This is a genomic window from Amycolatopsis sp. MtRt-6, from assembly GCF_017308975.1.
GTDB lineage: Bacteria > Actinomycetota > Actinomycetes > Mycobacteriales > Pseudonocardiaceae > Amycolatopsis.
This window is the reverse complement of sequence record NZ_JADWPD010000029.1, coordinates 139,463-152,932: the sequence shown is the minus strand read 5'-3', so window position 1 is coordinate 152,932 and position 13,470 is coordinate 139,463. Positions and strand designations below refer to the sequence as shown.

Annotated in this window: 9 protein-coding genes; 5 read left to right on the top strand and 4 right to left on the bottom strand. The window is 70.4% G+C overall.

Annotated features, from left to right (window positions below; genetic code table 11):
* Positions 1-344 precede the first annotated feature (344 nt).
* Positions 345-2,072, top strand: a complete 1,728-nt coding sequence (locus tag I4Q55_RS37065; protein WP_206794817.1) for a hypothetical protein — start codon at positions 345-347, stop codon at positions 2,070-2,072.
* 458 nt (positions 2,073-2,530) lie between these two features.
* Here I4Q55_RS37065 and I4Q55_RS37060 read toward each other — a convergent pair whose 3' ends face one another.
* A complete protein-coding gene (locus I4Q55_RS37060) occupies positions 2,531-3,037 on the bottom strand; it encodes a dihydrofolate reductase family protein (RefSeq protein ID WP_206794816.1) in 507 nt (168 codons plus the stop codon).
* A 190-nt stretch (positions 3,038-3,227) separates the two neighbouring features.
* Between I4Q55_RS37060 and I4Q55_RS37055 the strand changes: the two genes are divergently transcribed.
* The gene (locus I4Q55_RS37055) at positions 3,228-6,302 is read left to right on the top strand and encodes a glycoside hydrolase family 2 TIM barrel-domain containing protein (protein WP_206794815.1); all 3,075 of its coding nucleotides are present in this window, start codon (positions 3,228-3,230) and stop codon (positions 6,300-6,302) included.
* Between the two features lie 42 nt (positions 6,303-6,344).
* Here the strand turns inward: I4Q55_RS37055 and I4Q55_RS37050 are convergent, their stop codons facing one another.
* Positions 6,345-7,196, bottom strand: a complete 852-nt coding sequence (locus I4Q55_RS37050) for a hypothetical protein (protein ID WP_206794813.1) — start codon at positions 7,194-7,196, stop codon at positions 6,345-6,347.
* A 357-nt stretch (positions 7,197-7,553) separates the two neighbouring features.
* Here I4Q55_RS37050 and I4Q55_RS37045 point away from each other — a divergent pair, with 357 nt between their 5' ends.
* From I4Q55_RS37045 to I4Q55_RS37035, 3 genes are read left to right on the top strand one after another with little or no spacing between them, the layout of a single operon-like run.
* Positions 7,554-9,206, top strand: a complete 1,653-nt coding sequence (locus I4Q55_RS37045; RefSeq protein WP_206794810.1) for an AMP-binding protein — start codon at positions 7,554-7,556, stop codon at positions 9,204-9,206.
* On the top strand, positions 9,206-10,186 hold the full coding sequence (locus I4Q55_RS37040) for a phosphotriesterase (RefSeq protein WP_206794808.1): 981 nt from the start codon (positions 9,206-9,208) through the stop codon (positions 10,184-10,186). Before I4Q55_RS37045 ends, I4Q55_RS37040 begins: the two co-directional genes overlap by 1 nt.
* Positions 10,187-10,200: 14 nt before the next feature.
* Complete coding sequence (locus I4Q55_RS37035; protein ID WP_206794806.1) at positions 10,201-10,827, top strand: TetR/AcrR family transcriptional regulator; 627 nt, start codon at positions 10,201-10,203, stop codon at positions 10,825-10,827.
* Here the strand turns inward: I4Q55_RS37035 and I4Q55_RS37030 are convergent.
* Complete coding sequence (locus tag I4Q55_RS37030) at positions 10,824-11,702, bottom strand: alpha/beta fold hydrolase (protein ID WP_206794804.1); 879 nt, start codon at positions 11,700-11,702, stop codon at positions 10,824-10,826. The genes I4Q55_RS37035 and I4Q55_RS37030 overlap by 4 nt on opposite strands.
* A gap of 138 nt (positions 11,703-11,840) precedes the next feature.
* Positions 11,841-13,340, bottom strand: a complete 1,500-nt coding sequence (locus tag I4Q55_RS37025; protein ID WP_206794802.1) for a hypothetical protein — start codon at positions 13,338-13,340, stop codon at positions 11,841-11,843.
* Between the last annotated feature and the right edge of the window lie 130 nt (positions 13,341-13,470).

The window sequence follows — 13,470 nt, the reverse complement described above, 5'->3', positions numbered from 1 at the left end:
GCGCCTGCACGGCGAGCTCGGACACGTCCCGCCCGCCGAGTACGAGGCGCTACACGCGATGACCCATCCGGTCACCGCAACCCAGGAAACCAGCTAATCCACTCTCCACGAAACCCGGGGCTTGACATTCAGCGCCGTCTTCACCCGCCTGGCCGGGCACCGGCCACGGGACTACCGCGCGACGTTCGGCGCACGCCCATGACCCCGGCGCCGGGCCGGCCATGGCCATCCCGATTTGACCGCACAACCGAATTCACCCTTTGGTTCGCCGGACGATTCGGAAATGCGTGGGTCCCTCGGTTGGTGGCTTTCAAAAACCAGGGCCTGCCGGGTATACCGGGTGGATGAGTCATGCATGGCGTGATGTGGCCCGTCACGTTCGCATCGGCGACGCCGAGGTGGGCCGGGCCCGGCGCGGAGCTGGTGTGGGGGCGATTCCGGCAGCGATTCTGGCGCAGCAGCGTGCGGCGGGAAATCGCGCCGTCGCCGGGGTGCTGGGGGAGGGCCGGACGAATTCGGTGGTGGTGCAGCGGCAGTCGTTTCTGACGGCGCTGCCCCCCGAGCTGTCGTGGGAAACGCTGTCGCGTGCCACCTGGCGTGACTTCGTGGGGCTGCGTGCGGTGAGCAGGGTTCATCGGGACTGGATCAACGGGGTGGTCGCCGAGCGGTATGGCGCGTGGAGTCCCGAAAACATGCTCACGTTCTGGGTGGTGGAGTTGCGTGGAGCTCGCCGGCTCACGCTCTTCGAAATCGTGGAGCTGGCGGGAAGCTTGGGTGCCCAGGCGTTCTGGCCGGCGTTCTGGCGAGCGGTCGCGCGGGTACACGTGCCGGACAAGGCCGCCTCGGACAACGTCGGCATCCTGTTGGCTCTCGGCCAGAAATTCGGTGTGGCCGGAAGTGTCGACTTCATCGGCGCAATGGTGGCGTTGGGCTACTCGGCCGGGTTCAACCATCTGTCGTTCCTCGAGTCGTACCTGACGGCGCTGGAACGGTCGGACGCCGCCGAGATCGGCGCGGCCGCGGCCAAGGAGAGGCGCGCCGAGATCGAGCGGTCAATGGAAATCGAACTCGGCACCGTCGACGAGGATGGTGACGTGTATTTCGACGCGGCGGTGTCGTCTCTTGTTCCGGCTGCCGACGGTGACGTGCATGTGGAGACCCGCGACTTCCTGCTGCAATGGCTGAGGCAGGACGCGGAGGAAACGCCGAACCGCAAGTTCAAGACGCTCGCGGACCGGCTGGCCGCGGCCCTGCGGAAGCTGGACGCCGAACTCGGCCAGGGCCGTGGCATGCCGAGCAGGGCCGACACGCCCGTTTCGTCGCTGCGCCACGTGCAGCGGGCGCTGGCACAGGCGGAATGGGAGGCCCTCGTCACCTTGCACGCGGCTCTCGCTCAGCAGCCCGGCATTTCTCTCAAGTACGAGGGAGCCTGCCGCGTCGGCATGGTCCGCGCCGGCGGCCTGGCCGAGGCGCTGACGGTGCTGTTCGCCGCGGTGAACGTCGCCCGGGAGGCGGACGCGGCTCGCAGGGGCGAACGAGCCAAGCCGGCCGCCAAGCCGGTTGAGAATCGCCACCAGCAGGCGACGCGGGAACGCTGGGCACGCCGTGCCGCGCGGGCCCCGCAGGCCGAGGAGGAGAAGGGCGGCCCGTCGGCGACAACGCCGGAACAGGTGTCCCGCCGCGATTCCGACGAGGACGGGCGCACCGGCGAGGAACCTGCCCTGACCTATCGGGGCGTGGTGTACACCAGGTTCGCCAGTAAGTGCTACGGACGGGTGAACCGGGCAAAACTCGGCAGGGACTGCACCGATCAGCAGCTGGACGCATTCGAACGGGCGGTGGCGCACGGTTTGGCGCTACGCGATCGCGGTGAGAGCGGAGTGAAGCAGCGCGGTAGCTATTACCAGGTCAAATTGTCCGATGCCGACGCCCGCGGCGTGGGGTTCACCAACGGCGCCGAGACCCGCCTGCGATCCGCGGTGGCGAGCTCGGAGGTACGTGCGGACCGGTACGGGATCAAGTACTTCGTCTTCGACAGGACGCAGAGCGCGCACGCCGGCGGTCACATCTAGCGTCCCAAGGCCGGAGCGCTGGTGACGCGGCGGTCCGCAGCCGGGATGCTCGGATCGGCGACGGTGACTGCTCGATTTCCACCAGCACCGCACCGAGTTCGGGCTCAGCAGACCGCATGCGCGCGACCAACTCGCCGAGGCGATCGGCGAAGGCCACCGCGGCGGGCGAGGGGGGCGCGTTACTGGTCATACCTCCAAACTACCGGCCATCGAACACAGGGTCATCACTCGATGCGGTGGGAACAAAAGGTAAAGCCGCCGGGTCAAGGGGTCAGTTCAGAATTGATATGCGTGAGGAGGTCCGGCGGTTCCGCTACCCGGGCCGCAAGCGCGCCTGCCGGCGACGCCGGCTACGTGCCGGCGGCGGCTGACCGAATGGCACGAGGCCGGTGTCTGGCAGCAGCCGCACGAACGCCTGCTCCCTGATCTGCCTCCGCAAACTCAATCTGAACCGACCGCTAAGACTCGACCCGATACCAGCAAGGCCCCACGGAAGAGAGCCGGACAGGCGGCCCGACCCGCGAGAAAACCCGGACCCCGTCGCCGAGCAGAACCGGTACCGGCAAAGCCAGCACCTCGTCCAGCACCCCGGCCTCGACACACTGCCGAGCCACGTCGGCACCCAGCACGTTGACGTACTTCTCCCCGGCAGCCGCCTTCGCCGCCGACACCGCCGAAGCCAGGTCGCCGGCGAATGTCACTCCGGGGACCGGTGACGCCGCGCGGTGCGTGAGGACGACCTGCGGGCCCTCCCAGCCGCCGCCGAAGGCCTTGCCCTCGCCCGGGCCGCCTCGGTGGGGGTCGTCGCCGTCGTAGGTTCGGCGGCCCACCAGCAGTGCTCCGATGCGGGGGGTCAAATCCACCGGGGGTGGCCCGAGGAACGGCGTCAACCAGGACATGTCGCCGCCCGGGCCGGCGATGAAGCCGTCGATCGAGCAGCTGAACGCGTAGAGCAGCTTGGCCATGGGACCCACCTTCACCGGAACGTCGGACGTGGGTACTGACTACCGGAGCCGCGGAAACTCATCGGTGGGCGGCGGGGACAACCATCAAACGAACACCGAGTTCGAAATTATCGAACCCTTTGATTGTCCGGAAACCTCTGTGCCATAGTCCTTTCCGCCCGCACGTCGCCGCGCTGGAAGGGGCTGCCCGATGCCGGAAGAAGAACCGAGCGGTCTCCTCAGACGGGCCGTGCTGGGCGGGGTCGGTGCCGCCGTCGCCGTGTCGGCCGTCGCGCCGGTCGCCCGGGCCGCCGGCACGCTCACGCAGCCCGGGCAGGCGCGGGAGACCGACCTCGGCGCCGGCTGGCGGTTCGCCCTCGCCAACCCCGACGGCGTCACCGATCCCGGTGGCCGCTTCGCCGATGCCCCGAAGCCCGGCTTCGACGACTCGAAGTGGCAGGTCGTCGACGTCCCGCACGACTGGAGCATCGAGCTGCCGCCGACGGACAAGGGCACCCAAAGCGGCTCCGGCTTCTTCCGCGGCGGGCTCGGCTGGTACCGCAAGACGTTCACGCTGCCGCCGTCGCTGGCCGGCAAGCGCGTCTCGGTCGAGTTCGACGGCGTCTATTCGGACGCCCACGTGTACCTCAACGGCGCCTTGCTCGGCAACCACCCGTACGCCTACACCGGGTTCGCCTTCGACCTCACCGGACGGCTGCACACCGACGGGCGCACGCCGAACGTCCTCGCCGTGCGCGCGACGAACCCGCTGCCCAGCAGCCGCTGGTACTCCGGCAGCGGGATCTACCGCCGTGTCCGGCTGGTCGTCACCGAGCCGGTGCACGTCGCCCGGCACGGCACGTTCGTCACGACGCCGGACATCGCCGCCGGCCGGGGTACGGTCCGGGTGACCACCGACGTCGTCAACGACTCGGCCACGCCGGTGACGGCCGAGGTGCGCGCGACCGTCACCGACCCGGCGGGCCGCGTGGTCGCGAACGGCTCGACGCCCCTGCAGCTGCCCGGCGGGCAACAGGCGACGGCGGTGACCGGCCTGCGGGTCGAGAAGCCCCAGCTCTGGTCGACCGGCTCACCGCGGCTGTACCGGCTGCGCACCGACGTCGTCGTCGCCGGGCGCGTGCTCGACACGACCACCGCGGACTTCGGCTTCCGCTACACCGAATTCCACCCCGACAACGGGTTCTCGCTCAACGGCGTGCCGATGAAGCTGCGCGGGGTCAACCTGCACTCCAGCCAGGGCGCGCTCGGCGCCGTCGTCGACCCGGCCGCGCTGGAGCACCAGATGCGGTTGATGCTCGCGATGGGCGTCAACGCGCTGCGGACCGCGCACAACCCGCCGGACCCGCAGCTGGTGACGGTCTGCGAACGGCTCGGGATCGTCATGATGGTCGAAGCGTTCGACTGCTGGCGGACCGGCAAGCTCGAGTACGACTACCACCGCGACTTCGACGAGTGGAGCCGGCGGGACATCGCGGAAATGGTGCACGCGGCCAAGAACTCGCCCGCGGTCGTGCTGTGGTCGATCGGCAACGAGGTGCCGGACGCGTCGATGGCGGGCGGCCCGGCGATCGCCGCGGAGCTGATCGCCACGGTCCGCGGGATCGACAGCACCCGGCCGGTCGTCATGGGCTCGGACCGCTACCGCAGCGTGCCGGCGCCGGGCTCGCCGCAGGACCTCATCATGAAGCAGCTCGACGGCCTCGGCGTCAACTACAACACCGCCCAGTCCCTCGACGGGCTGCACAAGCAGTACCCGGACAAGTTCTTCTTCGAGTCCGAGTCGTCGTCGGAGACTTCGACGCGCGGCGTCTACCAGGACCCCGACCTCCTCAACACCGGCGAGAACCACACGCCGGGCAAGCGGGCGACGTCGTCCTACGACAACAACCTCGCTTCGTGGACCTTCAGCGGCGAGTACTCCCTGAAGAAGGACCGCGACCGCAAGTTCTGCCTGGGCCAGTTCCTCTGGGCCGGCCAGGACTACCTCGGCGAGCCCACGCCGTACGACGTCTTCCCCGTCAAGACGTCCTTCTTCGGCGCGGTCGACAGCGCCGGCCTGCCCAAGGACGCCTTCCACCTCTTCCGCAGCCAGTGGACCACCGCGCCGATGGTGCACCTGACGCCGATGGACTGGACGGACCACCGGCCCGGTGCGCCCGTCGCGGTGTGGGTGTATTCCACTGTGGACACCGTGGAGCTGGTGCTGAACGGGAAGTCGCTGGGAACGAAGAAGTTCGACCGCAAGACCACCGTGGACGGGCGTCCCTACCTGGAGACGAGCGAGCCGGCCGGCGACGACAAGAACGACCCCTCCGGCAGCTACACCAGCCCGAACGGCGGCACCGGCAAGCTGCACCTGACCTGGACCGTGCCCTTCGAACCCGGCACGCTCACCGCGATCGGCCGGGCCGGTGGCCGCGAAGTGGCGCGCGACGAACTCGTCACGGCCGGCCCGCCGCGAGCCGTCGAACTGAGCGTGAACACCGTCGGCAAGCCGGTGGTCGCCGGCGCGATGACGTTCGTGACGGCGTCGGTGGTGGACGCCCGCGGCGTCGTCGTCCCGGGTGGCGAGCCGGTGCTGCGGTTCACCGTCGCCGGGCCCGGCCGGGTCGCCGGCGTCGACAACGGGCGGCAGGAGCTCGCCCAGAGCTACCAGCAGCCGACGATCCCCGCGTTCAAGGGACTGGCCGTCGCCGTCATCGCGGCGACCGGCGGCCGCGGGCCGATCACCGTGACGGCGAGCGCCCCGGGGCTGGCGCCGGGCAAGCTCACCTTGCCCGGCACGCCCCTCGGGCAGCGCAACGGCCCGGGAGCCCGGGCGGTCGAGGCGCCGGTGAACCCGGTCGTCTCGACCGCGGACGCGAGCTACTCGGGCGCCCCGGACACGCTGCCGGCGGCGATGCTCGACGGGAACCCGGCCACCGGCTGGTCCAACTACTACGTCAAACCGGCGACCTCGACACTGGCCGCGGTGAGCAGGCCGCGGGCGCGGGACTGGGTGTCCCTGGCCTGGCCGTCGGCCCAGCGGATCGGCGCCGTCACGGCGAACTTCGTCGTCGACGCGAAGCTGGCGCTGCCGGTCGCCGTCGAAGTCGCCTGCCGCACGGCCCGGGGCTTCGAGCCGGTGCGGAACCTGCGGATCACGTGGGGGACCGGTTCGAACGACCCGACGTCGTTCGCGTTCGATCCGGTCGTCACCACGGAGGTGCGGGTGACGATGACCGCGAAGGGCTTCCTGCGGATCAGCGCGCTGCTGGCCCGGTGACCGCGGACCCGGCGGGGCGCACCCCCCGCCGGGCCCGGGTGGTCATCGGCTACAGGGCGCGAGCGCGTCGAGGCCCTGCGGCTTGGCCGCGTTGCGGCCGATGGCGGTGGCGATCCGGTTGATCGTCGCCACGCGCTTGTCCTCGAGCGGGCCGAGGATGGCGTTCTGGACGAAGTTCGGGCCGCCCTGGCCGACGGTCGTCTGCAGGCGGTTGTTGGCTTCGGCGATCTGGGTGTTCAGCAGCTCCAGGTTGCGCTGCACCTCGGCCTGGGCCTGGGCGGGGATGGCCGGGAGCCGGCTCTCGACGTCCGGGCAGGAGATCTGGCCGACGCCGGCGTTGCCGGTGTTGCCCGTGTTCCCGTTCTGGCCGGTGTTCCCGGTGTTGCCGTTCTGCCCGCCGTTGCCCGTGCCCTGAACCGGTGCCGGAGCGGCGGCACCCGTGCCGGACTGCCCGCCCAGCGAGCACGTGGCCAGGCTGTCGAGGCCCTGCGGCTTGGCCGCGTTGCGGCCGATGGCGGTGGCGATCCGGTTGACCGTCGCCACGCGCTTGTCTTCCAGGGGGCCGAGGATGGCGTTCTGGACGAAGTTCGGGCCGCCCTGGCCGACGGTCGTCTGCAGGCGGTTGTTGGCTTCGGCGATCTGGGTGTTCAGCAGCTCGAGGTTGCGCTGCACCTCGGCCTGGGCCTGCGCGGGGATCGCCGGGAGCTGGCTCGCCACGTCGGGACAGGTGATCTGGCCGGCTGCCGCCTGACTGCTCGAGGCGGCGTTCGCGGCGTTGGGGTCGCCGACGGTCATGGCGACCGTCAGTGCTCCGCCCGCGATCGCGAGGGCGAGGGCGCCGGTCGCGATCTTCGTCCGCCGGGTGAGGCGGTGTCGTCCACCGGAAGCAGGCATGAATGACTCCGATTTCGTGCGTGAGTTAGCGTGAACATATGGGTGCTCCGCCGTGTTCGGGGGATACGGCGGAGCTCTTTGATGGGACGGACCAATCTGGTCGCCGACGACCATGGTGGCCTCTCGACCAGGGGTTTGTCCAGTGTGATCCGGCCGAAAAAGAAGATATGAACCATTTCGAACCGGGGTACGTGTACCCCTGTGACGGCGGCATCTGGCTGCATTGTTTTGGCGCGGTTTTCGACGCGCCGGAATTGCCGTGCGCAATTTCGGGCGGCGGAGCCGGGCTTGACGTGGGCCGCCGCGGCCTCCTAGCGTCGGCATACCGACCGGTCGGTGTCCAAGGGAGGTCACTGGATGAGCTGGTACGACGCGAAGCCCTGGCTCGCGAGCTACGACGAACGCGTGCGAGCCGCGGAGCCGGCCAAGGCGACGACGCTGCCCGAGGCGTTCCGCCGGGCCGTGGACCACGTCCCGGACCGCGCCGCGATCGCGTACTTCGACGCGCGGCTGAGCTACCGCGAGGTCGACGAGCTCTCCGACGGCGTCGCGCGGTACCTGGCGGCCCACGGCTTCGCCCGCGGCGATCGGCTCGCCCTGGTGCTGCAGAACATCCCTCAGTTCGTCATCGCGCTGCTGGGTGCCTGGAAGGCCGGCGGGATCGTGGTGCCGGTCAACCCGATGTACCGCGAACGCGAGCTCACGCACGTGCTCACCGACGCCGGCGTGAAGGCGATCGTCTGCTCGCAGCGTGGCTGGAACGCCTTCGTCGCGAAGACGGCGGCCGCGAACGGTGTCGGCATCGCGCTCACCACCAGCGAGCTGGAGTTCCAGACCCGCGACGACGAGCGCGTCCTGGCCAAGGTGGAGAAGGAGGAGACACCGGGCGCGACCGAGCTCCTCGAAGCCGCCGCCACCCCGGGCCCGAAGCCGGCCGAGCCCGCCTTCGCCCTCGACGACGTCGCCCTGATCAGCTACACCTCCGGCACCAGCGGCACGCCGAAGGGCGCGACCAACACCCACGGCAACATCGGGATCAACGCGGCGGGCCTCGGCTCCTTCAGCGGCCTGCCCGCCGGCTCGACGCTCTTCGGGCTCGCGCCGCTGTTCCACATCACCGGCATGGTCTGCGAGCTCGGCTCGGCGATCGACATCGAGGGCACGCTGGCCCTCGCCTACCGGTTCGAGCCGGGTGTCGTGCTCGACGCGTTCCTCGAGCACCGGCCGTCGTACACGGTCGGGCCGTCCACGGCCTACATGGCGCTGATGGCGCACCCGTCGTTCAGCCGGGAGCACTTCGACTCGTTCGCGCTGCTGTACTCCGGCGGCGCCGCGCTGCCGCCCGCCGTCGTCGAGGCCTTCCGGGCCAGGACCGGGCACTACATCCACAACGGCTACGGCCTCACCGAGACCACCGCGGGCTGCGTCGTCGTCCCGGGCACCCTGGAGGCGCCGATCGACCCGGAGTCCGGCACCATCTCGATCGGCCTGCCGGTGCCCGACACGATCGTGCGGATCCTCGGCGAGAACGGCGAAGAGCTGCCGCCCGGCCAGGCCGGCGAGATCGCCGTCGAGGGACCGATGGTCGTCTCGGGTTACTGGAACCGCCCGGACGCCACCGCCGAAGCCCTGCCCGGCGGGCGGCTGCTCACCGGCGACATCGGGTTCATGGACGAACGCGGCTGGGTCTACGTCGTCGACCGCAAGAAGGACATGATCAACGCCTCCGGCTTCAAGGTCTGGCCGCGCGAGGTCGAAGACGTGCTCTACACCCACCCTTCCGTGCGCGAAGCCGCCGTCGTCGGAATCGCCGACGAATACCGCGGCGAGACCGTCAAGGCGTACGTGAGCCCGGCGCCCGGGGCGACCGCCGACCCCGCGGAACTGGTCGCCTGGTGCAAGGAACGGCTCGCCGCCTACAAGTACCCGCGCACCATCGAGGTCCTCGACGAGCTGCCGAAGACCACCAGCGGCAAGATCCTGCGCCGTGAGCTGAGGGCGCGCGGCTGATGATCGAAACGGTTCGTGGCGCGATCGCGCCGGAAGCGCTCGGCCGGGTGCTGATGCACGAGCACCTCTTCGTGCTGAGCCCCGAATTCGCCGACAACTACCCCGAGCACGAAGGGTTCCGCGAGGACGAGCACGTCCCCGAGGCCATCCGGCGCCTGCGGGAGCTGAAGGCCGCCGGGATCGACACGATCGTCGACCCGACGGTGATCGGCCTGGGCCGCTACATCCCGCGCGTGCAGCGGGTGGCGGCCGAGGTCGACGTCAACATCGTCGTCGCGACCGGGTTGTACACGTACAACGATGTGCCGCACTACCTGCACTTCCGCGGCCCCGGCACACTGCTGCAGGGCGAGGACCCGATGGTCGGGATGTTCGTCGGCGACATCCGGGACGGCATCCGCGGCACCGGCGTCAAGGCCGGGCTGCTCAAGTGCGCGACCGACGAGCCCGGCGTGACCCCCGGCGTCGAGCGCGTGCTGCGCGCGGTGGCGCAGGCGCACGTCGAGACGGGCGCGCCGATCATGACCCACACGCACGCGGGCACCCGGCGCGGGCTGGCGCAGCAGGAGATCTTCGCGGCCGAGGGCGTCGACCTGAGCCGGGTGCTCATCGGCCACTCGGGCGACTCGACGGACCTGGGGTACCTCACCGAGCTCGCCGACGCGGGCTCCCTGCTCGGGATGGACCGGTTCGGCCTCGACCTGCTGCTGCCGTTCGAGGAGCGGGTGAACACGGTCGCGGCGCTGTGCGAACGCGGCTACGCGGGCAGCATGGTGCTCTCGCACGACGCGTCCTGCTACATCGACTGGCTGCCCGCCGCACAGCTGCCGGCGATCGCGCCGAACTGGCACTACCTGCACATCACCCGGGACGTCCTGCCCGCGCTGCGGGACCGCGGGGTGTCCGAAACGGACATCACCACGATGCTCGTGGACAACCCGCGGCGGTTCCTGGCGTGGCGTTATCCTGGTGCGTCCTGAGAGGGGGTACTGCGGTGACCCGAGCAAGCACCCGCAAGCCGGGCGAGGCCACCGGCGACGACCAGGCCGCCGTGCCCCGGCGGCTGTTGGAGCACGCCACGAAGCTGTTCGCCAAGAAGGGCTTCGACCGCACGTCGGTCCAGGAGATCGTCGAGGCGGCGGGCGTCACCAAGGGCGCGATGTACCATTACTTCGGCTCCAAGGACGACCTGCTGTACGAGATCTACGCGCGCGTCCTGCGCGAGCAGACCCGTCAGCTGGAGAGCGTGGCGTCCTCGGCCGCGCCGCTGCGCGAACGCCTCGCGGCGGCGGCGTCCGACGTGGTGGTGTCCAGCATCGACAACCTCGACGACAACACGATTTTCCTGCAGTCGATGCACCAGTTGTCCCCGGACAAGCAGAAGGCGGTGCGGGCGGAGCGGCGCAAGTACCACGAGCGCTTCCGCGGGCTGGTCGAAGAGGGCCAGCGGTCGGGGGAGTTCCGGACCGACAAGCCCGCCGACGTCGTGGTGGACTTCTTCTTCGGGTCGGTGCACCACCTGGGATCGTGGTACCGGCGGAGCGGGTCGCTGACGGCCCGGCAGATCGGCGACCACTACGCCGACCTGCTGCTGGACGCGCTGCGGCCGCCGGCGGGCTAGTGCCGCCGGACGTGGTCCAGCAGCAGCGCGCTCACCTCGTCCGGCGCCTCCATCGCCATCCACTGGCTCGCGCCCTCGACGATCTGGAAGCGGTACTCCGCGTCGATGTGGTGGACCGTCTGCTCCGCCGCGCTCTGGCCGAGGTACGGGTCCTCGCGGCCCCACAGGTACAGCGTCGGGACCCTGATGCGGCCCGCCGGGATGTCGAACTCGTCGTTCGTCGCGCCGCGGTACCAGTTCAACGTGGCCGTCAAGGCACCCGGCTCCGCGAGGCGGGCCACCGCGCCTTCCACGATCGCGGCCGGAACGCGCCGGCTGTAAACAGCCCGTAATTGCGCGGCTTCGTCACGTAAGAGGTATTTCTCGGCTTTGCCCGCTTCGCGGCGGAAGAAGCGGATGTAGCCGAGGTCGTGGAACTGGCCGTCGTCGGTGGCCACCGCTTGCTGGAGAGCAGCCGGGTGGGGTGTCGAGAGCACGGTGAGTGACCGGAGCCGGTCCGGGTGGGCTGCCGCCAGCGCCCACGCCACCATGCCGCCCCAGTCGCGGGCGACCAGGTGGAAGCGGTCCGCGCCCTGGCTGTTCGCGAACGCCAGGGCGTCGCCGACCAGGTGGTCGAGCGTGTAGTGCTCGACGCCGTCCGGGCGCGCGCCCGCCGCGTAACCGCGCTGGTCGACCGCCAGCGCGCGGTAGCCGGCTTCACCGAGGGCGTGCAGCTGTTCGGTCCAGGAGTCGGCGAACTCGGGCCAGCCGTGCAGCAGCAGGACGAGCTCGCCGTCGGCCGGTCCGGTCGCGAGCGCGCGGTGGCGGTGGTCGCCGACCGTGACGGTCAGTTGCTCCAGCGCACCGGCCTCGGCCGATGCGACGGCTGTTTCCATGGCGCACAGGCTAGATCCGCAGGCCGGGGGAAAACCATGGGAAGAAGGGCATTTTTGTCACCCTTTTGCCCGCGACGTGGCCTGGCTCACAAATTTTCGCTCAGACGAGCGAAAATGTCCGAAAAAACTGAAGGATCTTCATGAAGACCGGCACAGCCGCGGCAGGTCCACCACGGCCTTGTCGAACGTGAAGACGTCGGCGGGGATGTTCTTGGCCGTGTCCCCGGCGAGCAGGGAAACGTAGCAGCCGTAGTCGATCGCGTACCCGTCGTAGAGGCGGCCCGGCCGGCGCGGGTCGACGACACCGCGGCGGAGGATGTGGAGCAGCCGCGCGTCGCACAGCGTGTCGATCGCCGCCGTGCGGTCGCGGGCGGGCAGCAGGAACGTCCGGCACCGGCGCCGGCCGACCACCTCGTCGACCAGGGCGCCGAGGACCCGCTCGGCGTCCTCGTCCCGGCTGATGGCGGCCTGCTTGTCCCGCAGGTACCAGTCCCGCGCCGCCCGGCGCACGTGCGCCGTGGTGATCTTCTCGCCGCGGGCGTGCTGGGCGGCCAGCGCCGCGATGTTGATCGCGTCGCGCGGGACGCCCTCGGCGGCCCGGACCAGCTCGGGGAACGCGCCGGTGTGGAAGGCGGCGTCGACGGACGCGCCGGGCACCGCCGTCCGCAGCATCGAGGCGAGGATCGGCCGGACGTGGCTGGCGAACAGCTCCCGGAAGAACGCCTGGGCGTCCTCCGGCGACTGGTCGAAGACCAGGGCGTCGTCCAGGCTGACGGCGGACGCCGCGTCCGAGCCGACCTCGATGCCGAGGTAGTCGTCGGCGAGCGGGACGAAGAACCGGGCGCGGTGCTCGATCGCGGCGATCTTCACCGTGGCGCCCCGGACGGGCAGGACGCTGCGGCGCAGCAGGTCCGCCAGGAACGGCTGCAGGTCCAGTGGCACGCTGCTCCACTCGTCGAGCAGCAGCCACAGCCGGGCGGGCCGGACGCCGTCGGCCACCGCCTGGACGGCCCGGCTCAGCGGGCCGAACAGCACGCGGTGCTGCTCGACGCCGGTGCGCTTCCGGCGGCTCGACGCCGTCGCCGACGTCCGGTGCCGCGCGCCGGCCTTGACGTTCGGCGCGATCGACAATTCCGCCGAGCATTCCCGTTCCACGGCGTCGCCGAAAGTCTGTTCCTGTTCGGTTTCGCCGATGACTTCCACTTCGGTGGCGGCGGACACCAGGGCGTCGAGACCGCGCAGCAGGGCGTCCTGATTCGGGGAATGGCCGTCGACGGCGTGGGCGAACAGCCGGTCGTGGACGGATTCGAGAGTGTCCACCAGCAATTGCGTGCCGCGCTGGGCCGGGCTCACCGCGGGATTGGCGTACAGGCCGCCCGTGGACCCGATCGTCCGCAGGTCGAGGTAGATCGCGAGGTCGCCGGTACGCTCGAGCAGCTCCTGCAGGTGGAGCAGCGCGTGCGTCTTGCCGGTGCCGCGGCGGCCGAAAAGGATCTGGTGGTCGGCGGAATTGATCATCGCGGAAAACGATCCGGCGGCGACGTAGGTCGCGGCCAGTGTCGAACGATCGGCGCTTTCCGCCCGCCGCGGAATCCGCATCAGTGCCTGGTTGAGGTGCATCTGAATGGCCTGCGCCATGGGAGCCAGCGTACGGCAGCCGGCGCATCGCCCGGCACGGCCGAATGAGTTGCGGAAGCGGCCCGGTTACCCCCCCGGCACCGGCCCCCGCCAGGGGCGGGCCACCGGGGCGGAGCGCCACCCGTGTGGG

Bases quoted from the DNA above. Each gene is read 5' to 3' on its own strand.
- I4Q55_RS37025 (WP_206794802.1), bottom strand. From the start codon at position 13,340: ATGGCGCAGGCCATTCAGATGCACCTCAACCAGGCACTGATGCGGATT.
- I4Q55_RS37045 (WP_206794810.1), top strand. From the start codon at position 7,554: ATGAGCTGGTACGACGCGAAGCCCTGGCTCGCGAGCTACGACGAACGC.
- I4Q55_RS37065 (WP_206794817.1), top strand. From the start codon at position 345: ATGAGTCATGCATGGCGTGATGTGGCCCGTCACGTTCGCATCGGCGAC.
- I4Q55_RS37055 (WP_206794815.1), top strand. From the start codon at position 3,228: ATGCCGGAAGAAGAACCGAGCGGTCTCCTCAGACGGGCCGTGCTGGGC.
- I4Q55_RS37050 (WP_206794813.1), bottom strand. From the start codon at position 7,196: ATGCCTGCTTCCGGTGGACGACACCGCCTCACCCGGCGGACGAAGATC.
- I4Q55_RS37060 (WP_206794816.1), bottom strand. From the start codon at position 3,037: ATGGCCAAGCTGCTCTACGCGTTCAGCTGCTCGATCGACGGCTTCATC.
- I4Q55_RS37040 (WP_206794808.1), top strand. From the start codon at position 9,206: ATGATCGAAACGGTTCGTGGCGCGATCGCGCCGGAAGCGCTCGGCCGG.
- I4Q55_RS37030 (WP_206794804.1), bottom strand. From the start codon at position 11,702: ATGGAAACAGCCGTCGCATCGGCCGAGGCCGGTGCGCTGGAGCAACTG.